Raw genomic sequence first — 14618 nt, 5'->3', positions numbered from 1 at the left:
GGCGCGGTATGGCCGAATTAGTGTTGCCCAAAGACGTGGAGTTGGACCAGGAGCTTGTCGGGCGTGTCCAGCGCGGCGACAGTGCGGCCTTCGATGCCCTGGTGCGCAAGTACCAGCATCGGATCACCGCATTGATCGGGCGCTACATCCCCGACTGGAGCGAATGCCAGGACGTCGCCCAGGAAACGTTCATACGCGCCTACCGGGCGCTGCCGAACTTCCGTGGCGATGCCCAGTTCTATACGTGGTTGCACCGGATCGCCGTGAACACTGCAAAGAATTACCTGGTTGCACAGAACCGCAGGCCTCCGACCGACGACATCGACGCCGGCGACGCCGAGCAGTTCGACACCGGCACCCGCCTGCGTGACACCGATACGCCGGAACATGAGTTGCTGCGGCAGGAAATTGAACGAACGCTGATGCGCGTGGTCGAAACCCTGCCTGAAGAATTGCGGACCGCCATCACCATGCGCGAGGTGGACGGCCTGAGCTATGACGAGATCGCGCAGAAGATGGGTTGTCCCATCGGTACCGTCCGCTCGCGCATCTTCCGTGCGCGCGAGGCGATCGATGCGCAACTGCGGCCCCTGCTCGACAACGACTCTGCGGAAGCTTCGAAGCGATGAATACGCCAGCCAACGATCGCGACAACGAAACCCTCTGTGCGCTGTTTGACGGTGAACTGGAGGGCGATGCAGCACGCTTCGCACTCAAGCGGCTCGGTCACGATGCGCAGTGGCGCCAGGCCTGCGACCGCTGGCAACTGTATGGCGACGTGCTGCGTGGCCAGCCCACGGCGTTCGCCGGCAATGGTTTCTCCGAGCGTGTGGCCACGGCCGTCGCACGGGAACCGTCGCTGATCGCGGTCGCCTCGAATGCGACGGCATCGACAGCGTCGCGTTCCCCGCGCAGCGCAGCGGCAAGTCGGCGCGGCTGGATTGGCGGCGCGCTTGCAGCTTCGGTTGCGGTCGCGGCCCTGTTCGTGGGCCGCCCCTTCTCCAACGACGCGGCGCCGGGCGCGAGCGATGCAGCGACCACGCAGGTCGCCGCGACGACGCCTGCGCCCGCCACGCCTGCGCCGCAAGCCCCGGAGCCGGCCTTGCCGGACGCTCCCGATCACCAGGCCGGTCTCAGCGCGGCCGCCGTGGCCGCAGTGGAGGTTCCGCGACGCGCGGCAGAACGCCGTTCGTCCACTCGCAGCCAGAGCCAGCGCGCGGCATTGCGGGCCAGTCGCCAGACTCCGGTCGCGGCGACGGCAGTGGCGTCGGTCGCGCCGGCCGCCGCACTCGCTTCGGTGAGTAGCGATGCGGTGGCGACCAATCCGGTCGCGAGCAAGCCCTTCCAGCCCGAGCATGCCGAGGCGACTGCCAGGCCGTGGCCGCGCGCCGTGCTGCCGCAGTACTCCGGCAGCGCCGGCATCACGGCCAGTTACGGCAGTGGCGCGTCCTCGCCGTCGTTCTATCCGTTTGAACCGAGCCTGGCGCCGACGGCCGAACAGGCCGCCGCCGACAGCGAGTCGTCCGCGCCACGGCGCTGACGGGGCTGCGAGTTTCATGGCGCCGTCGCCGGCGGCGCCGCAGTCCGGATGCCTGCTACAACTTCCCTGCTGCACTCCTGAAATCCGATCTCTTTTGAGGCCGTATTCGATGAACCGTCCGCTTCGCTCGCTGGTCCTTGTCACCGCCATTGCCGCTTCGCTGCCGGTAGCCTGCACCGCGCAGCCGCCGAGCACGCCGATCGCGCCGCCACCGGCCGCGACGCCGGCCGCGCCCCTGGTCAGCGGCCTGCCGGACTTCACCAACCTGGTCCAGCGGGTCGGGCCGGCGGTGGTCAACATCCAGGCAGAGGTCGCGCCGCAGCGCAATGCGCGCGGCGCGCCCGACGACGAGCAGATCCCGGAAATCTTCCGCCGCTTCTTCGGCGACGACATGCCGTTTCCGGGTGGTCCCGGGGCTCCCGGCGGCCCGCGCGGTCCGCGCGGCGGCGGCACCTCGATGGGCAGCGGCTTCGTCATTTCCGCCGACGGCTATGTGATGACCAACCACCACGTCGTCGAAGGCGCCGACACGGTCAAGGTCAAGCTGTCCGACCGTCGCGAGTTCACCGCCAAGGTGGTCGGCAGCGACGAGCAGTCCGACGTTGCGCTGCTCAAGATCGACGCCAAGGGCCTGCCGTTCCTGCGCATGGCCAACGCAAGCTCGACCAAGGCGGGGCAGTGGGTGATCGCGATCGGATCGCCGTTCGGCCTGGACCACTCGGTCACCGCCGGCATCGTCAGTGCGGTCGGCCGCAGCAATCCCTACGCCAATCAGCGCTACGTGCCCTTCATCCAGACCGACGTCGCCATCAACCAGGGCAACTCCGGTGGCCCGCTGCTCAATACCAGCGGTGAAGTGGTCGGCATCAACTCGCAGATCTTCAGCAACTCCGGCGGCTACATGGGCGTGAGCTTCGCCATTCCCATCGACGTGGCCATGGGTGCGGCGGAGCAGTTGCGCGCGACCGGCAAGGTCAGCCGCGGCCAGCTCGGTGTGCAGGTCCAGCAGATCACCAGCGAGTCGGCCAAGGGCCTGGGCCTGCCCGACAGCAGCGGTGCGCTGATCGCCGACGTGCTGCCCGGCAGCCCGGCCGAAAAGGCCGGCATCGAGCGCGGCGACGTCATTCGCGCCGTCGACGGCCGTGCCATCAACGAGTCCAGCGACCTGCCGCCGATCATCGGCTCGATGGCGCCGGGCACCCGGGCCAAGGTCAGCGTTTACCGCAACGGCCGCAACGTCGACCTGACGGTCGTGGTCAACGAGCTGGACGCGACGGTGGCCGGCGGTTCCGGCGCGCCGCGCCCGGCCGCGGGCGATGCCCCGGCGGCCCCGTCCGCCGGCAACGCCCTGGGCCTGGTCGGCCAGGACCTGAGCAGTGGCGAGCGCCAGCGCCTCGGCCTGCGCGGCAACGAGGGCGTGATGGTGCGCAACCCGGGCGATGCCGCCGCAGAGGCCGGGCTGCGCCCGGGCGACGTGGTGCTGTCGGTGGGCCGCAATTCGGTCGCCAGCGCCTCGGCGCTGGATCGCGAGCTGTCCACGGTCAAGCCCGGCCAGACGGTGATGCTGCTGGTCCGCCGCCAGGGCGGCACCCAGTTCATCGCGGTCACCGCCGAAGACGAAGCCAAGGCGGGCTGAGGCCGGCCGCGCAGTGCTCCGCGCGGCCCGCCAGCCGGCGGGCGCCGCTGTGCACACGGTGGCCGGGCAGGGCAGATGGGAAGGGCAGATCGCGGGTGGCCGGAAGAGCGGCCGGAAGGGTCGGACCGGCGCGACCGGGCCGTATGCGATAATCGCGCGTTGATTTTCAAGGAACCGGCTAGCCTCGCGCGGCCCCGCATGCAGCAGATCAGAAACTTTTCCATCATTGCCCACGTCGACCACGGCAAGTCGACCCTGGCCGACCGCATCATCCAGCTCTGTGGCGGCCTCGAGGCCCGCGAGATGGAAGCGCAGGTCCTGGACTCCAATCCGATCGAGCGCGAGCGCGGCATCACCATCAAGGCACAGTCGGTTTCCCTGCCGTACACGGCCAAGGACGGGAAGACCTATTTCCTGAACTTCATCGATACCCCCGGCCACGTCGACTTCAGCTATGAAGTCAGCCGCTCGCTGGCCGCCTGCGAAGGCGCGCTGCTGGTGGTCGACGCCGCCCAGGGCGTGGAAGCGCAGTCGGTCGCCAACTGCTACACCGCGGTCGAGCAGGGCCTGGAAGTGGTGCCGGTGCTGAACAAGATCGACCTGCCCACCGCCGACATCGCGCGCGCCAAGGCCGAAATCGAGGCCGTCATCGGCATCGACGCCGAGGACGCCGTGGCGATCAGCGCCAAGACCGGCCTGAACGTCATCGACGTGCTCGAAGCGATCGTCCATCGGATCCCGCCGCCGAAGCCGCGCGACACCGACAAGCTGCAGGCGCTGATCATCGATTCGTGGTTCGACAACTACCTCGGCGTGGTCTCGCTGGTGCGCGTGATGCAGGGCGAGATCAAGCCGGGCGACAAGCTATTGGTCATGTCGACCGGCCGCACCCACCAGGTCGACAAGGTCGGCGTGTTCACCCCCAAGCGCAAGGACCTGCCCAAGCTCGGCGCGGGCGAGGTGGGCTGGATACACGCTTCGATCAAGGACGTGCACGGCGCGCCGGTCGGCGACACCCTGACTTCCGCGACCGACCCGGCGTCCAAGCCGCTGCCCGGTTTCCAGGAAATGCAGCCGCGCGTGTTCGCCGGCCTGTTCCCGGTCGATGCCGAGGATTACCCGGACCTGCGCGAAGCCCTCGACAAGCTGCGCCTCAACGACGCTGCGCTGCGCTTCGAGCCGGAAAGCTCGGAAGCGATGGGCTTCGGTTTCCGCTGCGGCTTCCTCGGCATGCTGCACATGGAGATCGTGCAGGAACGCCTGGAGCGCGAGTACAACCTCAACCTCATCAGCACCGCGCCGACGGTGATCTACGAGGTGCTCAAGACCGACGGCACGATCGTGCCGATGGACAACCCGGCCAAGCTGCCGCCGGTGAACATGATCGAAGAGGTCCGCGAGCCGATCATCCGCGCCAACATCCTTACGCCGCCCGACTACGTCGGCAACGTGATCACGCTGTGCGAAGAGAAGCGCGGCGTGCAGATCGGCATCAACTACATGGGCGGCCAGGTGCAGATCAGCTACGAGCTGCCGATGGCCGAAGTCGTGCTCGACTTCTTCGACCGGCTCAAGTCGGTCAGCCGCGGCTACGCCTCGCTCGACTACACCTTCCTGCGCTTCCAGGCCGGTCCGTTCGTGCGCGTGGACACGCTGATCAACGGCGACAAGGTCGATGCGCTGTCGATCATCACCCACCGCAGCCATGCCGATCGCCGTGGTCGCGACCTGTGCGAGCGGATGAAGGAGCTGATCCCGCGGCAGATGTTCGACGTCGCCATCCAGGCGGCCGTCGGTTCGCAGATCATCGCCCGCTCGACCGTCAAGGCGATGCGCAAGAACGTCCTGGCCAAGTGCTACGGCGGCGACATCAGCCGCAAGAAGAAGCTCCTCGAGAAGCAGAAAGAGGGCAAGAAGCGGATGAAGCAGGTGGGTCGCGTGGAGATCCCGCAGGAAGCCTTCCTCGCCGTGCTGCAGACCGACAACAAATAATGCCGGGACTGTTGGCATCGCAGCGGGGTGTCGCGGCCGGGTGCGGGAGTACCCCACTTGGCCAAGCCAGCCGCCTCAGGCTGCGCATGACGAACAGCAGATCCCTCGCTATGCTCGGAATGAGAGGGTGCCGGGGGGCGGCCTCTCGCCCGTTCGAGCTCCCGTGTTCCTCCAATTCCGTTTTTCCATTCCCGGCTCTCCCGAGGAGCACGCATGCGTTGGTTTGAAATCATCCTGGTCGTCCTGACCCTGTTCTCCGGCCTGGTCTGGCTGCTCGACAAGCTGTGGCTGGCCAAGCGCCGCGCCGCGCGAGAGGGCCTGCTCGACGACGGCAAGGAGCCGGTGGTCGTCGACTATTCCAAGGCATTCTTCCCGGTGCTGGCGGTGGTGCTGATCCTGCGCAGTTTCGTTGCCGAGCCGTTCCGCATCCCGTCGAACTCGATGATGCCGACCCTGCTGACCGGCGATTTCATCCTGGTCAACAAGTTCACCTACGGCCTGCGCCTGCCGATCAACAACCACAAGTTCGTCGCCCTGGGTGAACCGGCGCGCGGCGACGTGGTCGTGTTCCGCCCGCCGCACCATCCGGACCAGGACTGGATCAAGCGCGTGGTCGGCCTGCCGGGCGACCGCGTCGGCTACCACGACAACCAGGTCACGGTGAACGGCAAGGTCCTCAGCTACGTACCGGTCGGCGTCTACCAGGGCATCGGCAACGGCACCGAGATGACCGGCGCCGAAGAACTGCGCGAGGACCTGCTGGGCCGCGAGCACAGCGTGCTGGAACGGACCAACCTGCCTTTCCTCGACCAGGGCGAGGGCGACTGGGTGGTGCCGCCGGGTCACTATTTCGTGATGGGCGACAACCGCGACAACAGCGAAGACAGCCGATACTGGGGCTTCCTGCCGGAGCAGAACCTGCGCGGCAAGGCGTTCCTGATCTGGATGAACTTCGACGGCGGCGTCGACCGTTCACGCATCGGCAGCCGGATCAAGTAATACTGGCCAGGCATGGCTGCAACTGAAACACCGCCCGCGCCGTCCAGGGGGACTGCGACGACGCTCGGGCGGCACACAAACATTGGGGGATGGTTGAAATGAAGCGTACGCAGAGCGGCATGACCCTGATCGGGTTCGTCCTGGTGCTGGCCGTGGCCGGCGTGTTCATCTACATGGGCATGAAGCTGATTCCGATGTACTCGGAGTTCTTTGCCGTCAAGGAAGCGCTGAGCCAGCTGTCGAAGGAGTCGGGCATCAGCCAGCAGGATCCGGCGTCCATCAAGGCCGCGTTCTTCAAGCGCCTCGACATCAGCTACGCCGAGAGCGTGAAGCCGGAAGACGTCAAGATCGCGCGCAAGGATGCCGGCTACACGATGGCGGTCGAGTACGAAGTGCGTCGCCCGCTGATCGCCAACATCGACGTCGTCGGTCACTTCAGCGCCGAGCAGCTCTTGAGTCGAACGGCGCTGGATGAGTGACCGGATCGGCTATCGCTTCAACCATCAGGGCCTGCTTGAGCAGGCCCTGACGCATCGCAGCGCAGGCGCACCGCACAACGAGCGGCTGGAGTTCCTCGGCGATGCACTGGTCAACCTGATCGTCGCCGAAGCGCTGTACACGCACTGGCCGCGTGCCGACGAAGGCGCGCTGACGCGGGCCCGCGCCGAACTCGTGCGCGAGTCCGCACTCGCGCCGATCGCCCGCGAACTCGAACTCGGGGCAAGACTGACCCTCGGCCCTGGCGAAATGAAGTCCGGAGGCCACCGCCGCGACTCGATCCTGGCCGACGCCCTGGAAGCGGTGATCGGCGCGATCTACCTGGATTCGGACTTCGCCACCTGCCGTGCCGCGGTCCTGCCGTGGTTCGGCGCCGCGATCGCCGCATTGCCGCCGCCGCACAAGGTCGGCAAGGACGCCAAAACCCGCCTGCAGGAATGGCTGCAGGGCCGCCAGAAACCACTGCCGGTCTACGCCCTGCTGAGCGAGAGCGGCGAAGACCACGCCAAGAGCTTTGTCGTTACCTGCACCCTGGCCCAGCCCCCGCTGCTGACCCAGGGCGAGGCCGGCTCGCGCCGCGCCGCCGAGCAGATCGCCGCGGAAGTGGCGCTGGAACGCCTGAAGATCGACGATTGAGCCGCTAACGCGATCAAAGTCGCGGGCGCCCTCTGGGCCACGTCCATAATTGTTTGCCCTCGGCCCCCCGCAAGCCGACAATCTCCCCAATGAACACCCCCACTCATCGCGCCGGCCATGTCGCCGTCATTGGCCGTCCCAACGTCGGCAAATCCACCCTGGTCAACGCGCTGGTCGGCGCCAAGGTCAGCATTACCTCCAGCCGCCCCCAGACCACGCGCCATCAACTGCTCGGCATTGCCACCTTCCCCGAAGGCCAACTGCTGCTGGTCGACACCCCCGGCATCCACCGCGAACAGAAGCGCGCGATGAACCGCTGGATGAACCGCGCCGCCCGCGGCGCCCTGGAAGGCGTGGACACCGCACTGCTCGTCGTGCGCGCCGGCCAGTGGGACGACGAAGACTCCCTCGCATTTGACGCCCTGAAAAAGGCTGGCATGCCCGTGGTGCTGGTCGTCAACCAGGTCGATCGCATGAAGGACAAGGCGGCGCTGCTGCCGTACCTGGCCAAGGTCAGCGAAGGCCGCGATTTTGCCGGCGTGCACCCGATCTCCGCACTCAAGCGCAGCGGACTGGAAGCCCTGGTCAAGACCGTGCTCGCACAACTGCCCGAACAGGAAGCCCTGTACGGCGAAGACGAAATCACCGACAAGAGCCAGCGCTTCCTCGCCGGCGAAATGGTGCGCGAACAGCTGATGCGCCAACTCGGCGAAGAACTGCCGTACGCGACCACGGTCGAGATCGAGAAGTTCGAAGTCGACGGCAACCTGCTGCGCATCGGCGCGGTGATCTGGGTCGAACGCGATGGCCAGAAAGCGATCGTGATCGGCAAGGGCGGCGAACGCCTGCGCGAGATCGGCGCGCGTGCGCGCCAGCAGATGGAGCGCCTGTTTGGCAGCAAGGTCTTCCTGGAAACCTGGGTGCGCGTGCGCGAAGGCTGGTCCGACGACGAAGCAGCGCTGCGGGCGTTCGGTTATCACGACTGAGGCCAACACGGGCACCGGCACGTGCGCCTGAGCAACGAACCCGCGTTCGTCCTGCATGCCCGGCCATGGCGCGAGACCAGCCTGCTGATCGAAGTGCTCAGCGCCAATCACGGCCGGCTGGGGCTGGTCGCACGCGGCGTGCAGGGGCCCAAGCGCCAGGTGCTGCGCGCCGCATTGCAGCCGCTGCAGTCGATCCGCTTCGATGCCGTGCAGGTCGGTGAACTGGCGCGGCTGAATTCCGCCGAGGCGATCGATGTGGCGCCGAGGCTGGGTGGCGAGGCGATGCTGGCCGGGTTCTATCTCAACGAACTGACCCTGCGCCTGGCCCCACGGCAGGATCCCGCGCCAGACCTGTACGACGCCTACGCCGTCGCGCGGGCGCGCATCGGCGCCGGCGAGTCACTGGGCTGGACGCTGCGCCGCTACGAACGCGATCTGCTCGATGCCCTGGGCTTCGGCTTCGACTGGCGCCACGACGGCGAGGGCACACCCATCGACCCGGCCGCGCGCTATCGCCTCGATCCCGAGCAGGGCCCCAGCCGTCTGCTCAGCGACCGCGGCCACGGCGACCGCAGCAGCGCCGCCACCGGGCGCGCGCTGCTGTCCCTGGCCGATGACCGGATGCCCGATTCCGACGATCTGCAAGGCCTGCGCCGGTGCATCCGCGGCGTGCTCGCGTTCCACCTCGGCGCGCGCGGACTGAAGTCCTGGGAAATGCTGGCCGAACTGGGCCGCGTCGCACCTCGGCGCGAACCCGCCGCTCCGGAAGGTTGACCGCGGCTGGCGAGCCGACCGTCGCGGCTGCCGCTATAGCGATGCCAGTGTTTCCCTTGCCGCCAGCTCGAAGGCGTCGCGCAGCGCCGGCGATGCCGGTTCGCGATGCAATGCCTGCACCGTCGAGCCCAGGCGCAGCGCCCCGACGAAACCACAGCTGGCGTGCATGCGATGCAACTCGGCGCGCATGCGTTCGCCATCGCCGCGCGCACCGGCCTCGGCGATCGCCTGCAGCGACTTGGGAAGTTCCAGCGCGAACAGCGAACGCAACGTATCGACGTGCGCGCGATTGCCATTGAGGGCGCGCGCCGCGGCCTCGTAATCCCACAGCGGCAGTGGCATGTCGGCCACCGCCGAGACCCGCGACGCGTCACCGCCCAGGCCGAGCATCCGCCGCACCGCCGACTGCACGGTCGCTGCCGGCATCGGCTTGACCAGCACATCGCCGAACCCGGCCGCCAGGAGCGCATCGAGGATGGCCGCTTCGTGCGCCGCCGTATGCGCCAGCGCCGGCGTGTCGGGGCATTGCTCGCGCAGCCGCGCGAGCAGTTCGCTGCCGCTGCCGTCGGGCAGGCGGGCATCGATCATCCACAGTGCGTAGTCCTGCGTGGACGCCAGCGCGACCGCGGCGGCCAGGCAGTCGGCGGCGTCGACCTCGGCCGGCACGGCTGCCAGCGCGGCGGTGAGGAACGAGCGGCTGATCGGATCGTCCTCGACCAGCAGCACGCGCGGTCGGGTCATGTCGGCTTGCGCCGGGGGCGGTCGTTCCTGCAACGTCATCGCCGAGTAGCGTCCTGTAGGTATGCTGCGCCCATGTCGCGAGGGATCTTACGCCTGCTGCTGGGCTGCCTGCTGGCCGTGCCATTGCTGGCGGCCGGGGTGGCGCATGCGCGCACGGCGCAGGCGCGCATTGCCCGCGTCACGCTCGCGGTAGCCACGATGTCGGATGTGCAGGTGCGCCTGGAATGGCCGGCGCAGGCGGTACAGGGAATGCTGGAACTGCGGGCAGGGCGGATCGATGCGCCGGAACTGGGCTACGGCTATCGCAATGTCACGTGGCGCTGCCCGCTGTCGCGCGAGCGAGACCGCTGGCGATGTGAAGGCGAGGTCCGTTCCGGGAACAGCCGGCCTCTGCGGTTGGCGCTGGACCTCGACCCGGCACGCACCGATGTCCGCCTGAGCCAGGGTGACGGTGCACTCGCCCTGCAGCGTCTGGCGAGCACGCCCGACTTGACCCGCATCGATCTCACGCGCGTGCCCATTGCCTGGGCCCAGGCCCTGCTGGCCCGGTCCTGGCCCGATGGCCGGCTCAAGGCCGGCACCGCCAGCGGCCAGCTGGACATCGTCGCACCGGCGAAAGCGCCGTTGCGCATCAGCGGTCCACTGCAGTTGCGCGCGGTCGCCTTCGATACCGCCGACGGCACCATCGCAGGCGAGAACATCGGCGCCCGGCTCGACATCGATGCGGAGCTGGCGGCGACCACGCACGTTGGCATCGACGGCCAGTTGCAAGGCGGCGAGATGCTGTTCGGCAACGCCTACCTGTCGCTGCAGCAGCGCCCGGTCGACCTGCGCGTGCAGGCGACGCAGGACGAAACGGGCGGGTGGCAGTTGCCGACGCTGGCCTGGAACGACCGCGGCATCCTCCGTGTCGACGCCAGCGCCGCGCTGGACCCGCAACTGCAGTTGCGCACGCTCGATCTGCGCGCGCACAGCGGCAACCTGTCGCCGTTGCGCGATGGTTATCTCACCGGCTTCCTCGGCATGGCAGGCCTGGGCGAACTGCGCCTGGGCGGCGCTGCCGATGTCCGCCTGCGGGTCGAACGCGGCGACCTGCGCGAAGCCGACCTCAACCTGCAATCGGCAAGCGCCGACGATCCGCGCGGAGGCTTCCGCTTCGAAGGCCTCGACGGCAACGTGCGCTTCTCCTCCACCCGCACCCTCGAAAGCGAACTGCGCTGGAGCGGCGGTTCGTTGCACGGTCTGGCCTTCGGTGCGGCGCGATTGCCGCTGCTGAGCAACGACGGCGTGCTGCAACTGCGCCAGCCGGTATCGATCCCGTTGCTGGGCGGGCGCGCGGGTTTCGATCATTTCCAGCTGACCCCGCCGGCCGCGGACAAGGGTCTGGAGATCCGGTTCGGCCTCGAGCTGGAGCAGCTCGATGTCGCCCAGCTTTCGACCGCACTGGGCTGGCCGGCCTTTACCGGCCAGCTGACGGGCCACATCCCGCAGGCCCGTTACGCCGATGATCGCCTCGACTTCGAGGGCGGCCTGGCGATGGAGCTGTTTGGCGGCACGGTGCAGGTGTCGTCACTGGCGATGGAGCGTCCGTTCGGTGTCGCTCCGACCTTGTCGTCCGACATCGCCTTTGACGACATCGACCTGGAATCGCTGACCGGCGTGCTCGGTTTCGGCACGATCACCGGCAAGCTCGACGGCCGCATCGCCGACCTGCGCCTGGTCGATTGGCAGCCGGTGGCATTCGATGCGCGCCTGCAATCCGATGCCGATGCCGCCAAGGCCTCCGGCGTGCGCCAGCGCATCAGCCAGCGCGCCGTGCAGGACCTGTCCAGCGTCAGCGACGCCTCGTTCGTCAGCAGCCTGCAATCGCAGCTGATCGGGCTGTTCGACGACTTCGGCTATCGCAATCTTGGTATCGCCTGTCGGCTCGTCGACGAGGTCTGCGAAATGGAAGGGCTGGGTTCAGCCGGACCGGGATTTATTATCGTCGACGGCTCCGGCCTGCCGCGCCTGAGCGTGGTCGGCTTCAACCGTCGGGTCGATTGGCCGACCCTGCTCGAGCGCCTTATCGCCGCCAGCAGCGGCGACGTCAAACCGGTCTTCGAGTAAGGTAAGCCACGCTTCAATCCGCACAGTGCGTACTGGCGCGGACACCGCTCACAGGAGAACAACATGCGCCGTTGGATGGGGGTACCGGTCGCCGCCGTGATGCTGACTGCCTGCGTCACGATCAACGTCTATTTCCCGGCCGCGGAGGCCAAGGAAGCGGCCAAGGAGTTCGTCGAGAAGGTCATCGGCGACGACGCCCAGCAGCCGCAGCCCAAGCCGCAGGACAAGCCGGGCGGGCAGAGCGCTTCGTTGACGCCGGCGGGTTCGCAATCGCTGGCCTCGCGCATCGACTGGCTGTCGCTGGTGGGCATCGGTTCGGCCCAGGCCCAGGACCAGCCGGACATCAACATCAAGACCCCGGCGATCCAGGCGATCCAGTCGCGCATGGCTTCGCGCTTCGACAGCCAGCTGCGCCCGCATTTCGATTCCGGTGCGCTGGGCTTCGCCAATGACGGCACCATCAGCGTTCGCGACGCGGCCAAGATCCCGCTGCCCGAGCGCGTCGGCGTGAACCAGGCCGTGGCCGAGCAGGGCCGCGATGCCAAGGCCGTCTACCGCGAGATCGCCGTGGCCAACAACCATCCGGAGTGGGAACAGCAGATCCGCGCCGTGTTCGCGCGGCAATGGGTGGATAGCGCACGCCCGGGCTGGTGGGTGCAGGACGCCGGTGGCGGCTGGAAGCAGAAGTAAGCGCTGAAACCCTCCCCCTCGCGGGGGAGGGACAGGCCACGAAGTGGCCAGGGAGAGGGGGAGGGTGCCCGATCTGCGACAATAGTCGGCCCCCTGCATCACGCCAGCCGCTGTGGCCCGCATAGATCAAACCCCCTTCGCAGTAGAAATCACCGGCCTGACCCACGATGGCCGCGGCGTCGCCCGCCGCGCCGACGGCAAGGCCGTGTTCGTCGCCGGCGCCTTGCCCGGCGAGCGCGTCATGGCCTCGCAGACTGGCCGCCACCGCAGTTTCGACGAGGCGCGCACGGTCGAGGTGTTGACCGCCGCGCCCGAGCGGGTCGAGCCGCGTTGCCCGCATTTCGGCACGTGCAGCGGCTGCGCCCTGCAGCACTATGCCGAGGACAAGCAGATCCTCGCCAAGCAGAACGTGCTGATGGAGAACTTCGAGCGCATCGGCCATGTCACGCCCGAGCGCATCCTCGCGCCATTGACCGATGCCTCCTGGGGCTACCGTCGCAAGGGCCGCTTCTCGGTGCGTCGCGTCGAGAAGAAGGACAAGACCCTGGTCGGCTTCCGCGAGACCGATCCGCGCTTCGTCGCCGACCTGCGCGAATGCCACACCGTGATCCCGCAGATCGGCCAGAGCATCCCCGCGCTCGCGGCGCTGGTCGACGGCTTGCAGGCGCGTCGCGAGATCCCGCAGATCGAATTCATCGCCGGCGATCCGACGCCTGACTTCAATGGCATCGCATTGACGATCCGCCACCTGGTGCCGCTCACCGATGCCGACAAGAGCGCCATCGTCGCCTTCGGCCAGGCGCACGGCTTCGCGATTTTCCTGCAGCCGGCGGGCGTGGACAGCGTGCACGCGCTGTGGCCGGCCGAGCCGAGGCTGGCTTTCAGCCTGCCGCAATGGAACCTGGAGTTCCTGTTCCGTCCGCTCGACTTCATCCAGGTCAACGCCGGCCTCAACGGCAAGATGATCCAGCACGCCATCGACCTGCTGCAGCCCAGGGCCGACGACCGCGTGCTCGATCTGTTCGCCGGCCTGGGCAATTTCACCCTGCCGCTGGCACGGCAGGTGCGCGAAGTGGTCGGGGTGGAAGGCGAGGCCGGACTGGTGCGTCGCGCCCGCGAGAACGCCGCGCACAACGGCATCGCCAACGCCGACTTCCATGCCGCCGATCTGGCCAAGGATCTCAGCGGCGAATCCTGGATGAAGCAGGGCTTCGACAAGCTGCTGCTCGATCCGCCGCGCTCGGGCGCCGATTTCGTGCTGGCACAGCTGCCGTTGAAACAGTTCGAGCGCATCGTCTACGTCAGCTGCCATCCGGCCTCGCTGGCGCGCGATGCCGGCTTCCTGGTCAACGAACGCGGCTGGAAGCTGCGTGCCGCCGGTGTGATGGACATGTTCCCGCACACCGCGCACGTGGAGTCGATCGCGTTGTTCGAGCCGGGCTGACCGGGCACATTGGCTGGACGGAGATCTGCATGGGCATCGAAATCGAACGCAAGTTCCTGGTCACCGGTGACGGCTGGCGCGCGGCCGCGCGCGAGGTCGTGCCGATGGCGCAGGGTTACATCAACGACCAGGCGGCGATGGACACCGGCGCGATGAAGGCATCGGTGCGCGTGCGCATCGCCGGCGACGAGGCCTTCCTCAACCTCAAGTCGCGCGAGCTGGGGCACACCCGCCAGGAGTTCGACTACCCGATCCCGGTCGAAGATGCGCGCGGCCTGCTGGCGCTGTGCGTTGGCGGACTGGTCGACAAGCGTCGCCACTACGTCGAGCACGAAGGGCACCTGTGGGAAGTCGACGAGTTCCTCGGCGACAACGAAGGCCTGGTGGTGGCCGAGATCGAACTGTCGTCGGCCGATGAGGCCTTCGCCCGGCCCGACTGGATCGGCGCGGAAGTCACCGAGGCGGTGCGCTACTACAACCTCGCACTGGCCACGCGGCCTTACGCGCAGTGGAGCGAAAGCGAGCGTTCCGGCGCGGTTGCTTCGACGCACTGAGTCCCCAACTCCATGGCCA

14 protein-coding genes are annotated in these 14618 nt (G+C 67.9%); 13 read left to right on the top strand and 1 reads right to left on the bottom strand.

What is annotated here, in order from left to right; genetic code table 11:
- The first annotated feature begins 8 nt into the window (after positions 1-8).
- The 9 genes from rpoE to recO all read left to right on the top strand — a co-directional run bounded on the left by rpoE (position 9) and on the right by recO (position 9061).
- Positions 9-629 (top strand): RNA polymerase sigma factor RpoE, encoded by a 621-nt coding sequence (gene rpoE / locus AB4Y64_RS03130; protein WP_441814977.1) that lies wholly within the window; start codon positions 9-11, stop codon positions 627-629.
- On the top strand, positions 626-1540 hold the full coding sequence (locus AB4Y64_RS03125) for a sigma-E factor negative regulatory protein (RefSeq protein WP_441814976.1): 915 nt from the start codon (positions 626-628) through the stop codon (positions 1538-1540). The genes rpoE and AB4Y64_RS03125 overlap by 4 nt, the downstream gene beginning before the upstream one ends.
- A gap of 109 nt (positions 1541-1649) precedes the next feature.
- On the top strand, positions 1650-3176 hold the full coding sequence (locus AB4Y64_RS03120; RefSeq protein ID WP_441814975.1) for a DegQ family serine endoprotease: 1527 nt from the start codon (positions 1650-1652) through the stop codon (positions 3174-3176).
- 198 nt (positions 3177-3374) lie between these two features.
- Positions 3375-5168 carry a translation elongation factor 4 gene (gene lepA / locus AB4Y64_RS03115; RefSeq protein WP_441814974.1) on the top strand — a complete coding sequence of 598 codons (1794 nt, stop codon included), beginning with the start codon at positions 3375-3377 and terminating at the stop codon, positions 5166-5168.
- 213 nt (positions 5169-5381) lie between these two features.
- Positions 5382-6167 (top strand): signal peptidase I, encoded by a 786-nt coding sequence (gene lepB / locus AB4Y64_RS03110; protein ID WP_441814973.1) that lies wholly within the window; start codon positions 5382-5384, stop codon positions 6165-6167.
- A gap of 98 nt (positions 6168-6265) precedes the next feature.
- The gene (locus tag AB4Y64_RS03105) at positions 6266-6646 is read left to right on the top strand and encodes a DUF4845 domain-containing protein (RefSeq protein ID WP_441814972.1); all 381 of its coding nucleotides are present in this window, start codon (positions 6266-6268) and stop codon (positions 6644-6646) included.
- Positions 6639-7301 carry a ribonuclease III gene (rnc, locus tag AB4Y64_RS03100; protein ID WP_441814971.1) on the top strand — a complete coding sequence of 221 codons (663 nt, stop codon included), beginning with the start codon at positions 6639-6641 and terminating at the stop codon, positions 7299-7301. Before AB4Y64_RS03105 ends, rnc begins: the two co-directional genes overlap by 8 nt.
- 89 nt (positions 7302-7390) lie before the next feature.
- Positions 7391-8287 carry a GTPase Era gene (gene era / locus AB4Y64_RS03095; protein ID WP_441814970.1) on the top strand — a complete coding sequence of 299 codons (897 nt, stop codon included), beginning with the start codon at positions 7391-7393 and terminating at the stop codon, positions 8285-8287.
- A 21-nt stretch (positions 8288-8308) separates the two neighbouring features.
- The gene (recO, locus tag AB4Y64_RS03090; RefSeq protein ID WP_441814969.1) at positions 8309-9061 is read left to right on the top strand and encodes a DNA repair protein RecO; all 753 of its coding nucleotides are present in this window, start codon (positions 8309-8311) and stop codon (positions 9059-9061) included.
- A gap of 33 nt (positions 9062-9094) precedes the next feature.
- Here the strand turns inward: recO and AB4Y64_RS03085 are convergent, their stop codons facing one another.
- Positions 9095-9802: a response regulator gene (locus AB4Y64_RS03085; protein ID WP_441814968.1), complete on the bottom strand. Its 708-nt coding sequence runs from the start codon at positions 9800-9802 to the stop codon at positions 9095-9097.
- Between the two features lie 72 nt (positions 9803-9874).
- Between AB4Y64_RS03085 and AB4Y64_RS03080 the strand changes: the two genes are divergently transcribed.
- The 4 genes from AB4Y64_RS03080 (at position 9875) to AB4Y64_RS03065 (ending at position 14599) form a co-directional block, all read left to right on the top strand.
- A complete protein-coding gene (locus AB4Y64_RS03080) occupies positions 9875-11911 on the top strand; it encodes a hypothetical protein (RefSeq protein WP_441814967.1) in 2037 nt (678 codons plus the stop codon).
- 63 nt (positions 11912-11974) lie between these two features.
- Complete coding sequence (locus tag AB4Y64_RS03075; RefSeq protein ID WP_441814966.1) at positions 11975-12601, top strand: YdbL family protein; 627 nt, start codon at positions 11975-11977, stop codon at positions 12599-12601.
- A gap of 112 nt (positions 12602-12713) precedes the next feature.
- Entirely contained in the window at positions 12714-14045 is a 1332-nt protein-coding gene (gene rlmD, locus AB4Y64_RS03070) for a 23S rRNA (uracil(1939)-C(5))-methyltransferase RlmD (protein ID WP_441814965.1), read from the top strand.
- 29 nt (positions 14046-14074) lie between these two features.
- Positions 14075-14599, top strand: coding sequence for a CYTH domain-containing protein (locus tag AB4Y64_RS03065; protein ID WP_441814964.1), 525 nt, complete (start codon positions 14075-14077; stop codon positions 14597-14599).
- Positions 14600-14618 lie beyond the last annotated feature (19 nt).

This window comes from Lysobacter sp. TAF61, from assembly GCF_052113485.1.
Lineage (GTDB): Bacteria > Pseudomonadota > Gammaproteobacteria > Xanthomonadales > Xanthomonadaceae > Lysobacter_J.
The sequence above is the reverse complement of the archived record's forward strand: the minus strand, read 5'-3'. Positions and strand labels throughout refer to the sequence as shown.

Bases quoted from the DNA above. Each gene is read 5' to 3' on its own strand.
- AB4Y64_RS03080 (WP_441814967.1), top strand. From the start codon at position 9,875: ATGTCGCGAGGGATCTTACGCCTGCTGCTGGGCTGCCTGCTGGCCGTG.
- rnc (WP_441814971.1), top strand. From the start codon at position 6,639: ATGAGTGACCGGATCGGCTATCGCTTCAACCATCAGGGCCTGCTTGAG.
- AB4Y64_RS03085 (WP_441814968.1), bottom strand. From the start codon at position 9,802: ATGACCCGACCGCGCGTGCTGCTGGTCGAGGACGATCCGATCAGCCGC.
- era (WP_441814970.1), top strand. From the start codon at position 7,391: ATGAACACCCCCACTCATCGCGCCGGCCATGTCGCCGTCATTGGCCGT.
- AB4Y64_RS03065 (WP_441814964.1), top strand. From the start codon at position 14,075: ATGGGCATCGAAATCGAACGCAAGTTCCTGGTCACCGGTGACGGCTGG.
- AB4Y64_RS03075 (WP_441814966.1), top strand. From the start codon at position 11,975: ATGCGCCGTTGGATGGGGGTACCGGTCGCCGCCGTGATGCTGACTGCC.
- lepA (WP_441814974.1), top strand. From the start codon at position 3,375: ATGCAGCAGATCAGAAACTTTTCCATCATTGCCCACGTCGACCACGGC.
- AB4Y64_RS03120 (WP_441814975.1), top strand. From the start codon at position 1,650: ATGAACCGTCCGCTTCGCTCGCTGGTCCTTGTCACCGCCATTGCCGCT.
- AB4Y64_RS03125 (WP_441814976.1), top strand. From the start codon at position 626: ATGAATACGCCAGCCAACGATCGCGACAACGAAACCCTCTGTGCGCTG.
- rpoE (WP_441814977.1), top strand. From the start codon at position 9: ATGGCCGAATTAGTGTTGCCCAAAGACGTGGAGTTGGACCAGGAGCTT.
- AB4Y64_RS03105 (WP_441814972.1), top strand. From the start codon at position 6,266: ATGAAGCGTACGCAGAGCGGCATGACCCTGATCGGGTTCGTCCTGGTG.
- lepB (WP_441814973.1), top strand. From the start codon at position 5,382: ATGCGTTGGTTTGAAATCATCCTGGTCGTCCTGACCCTGTTCTCCGGC.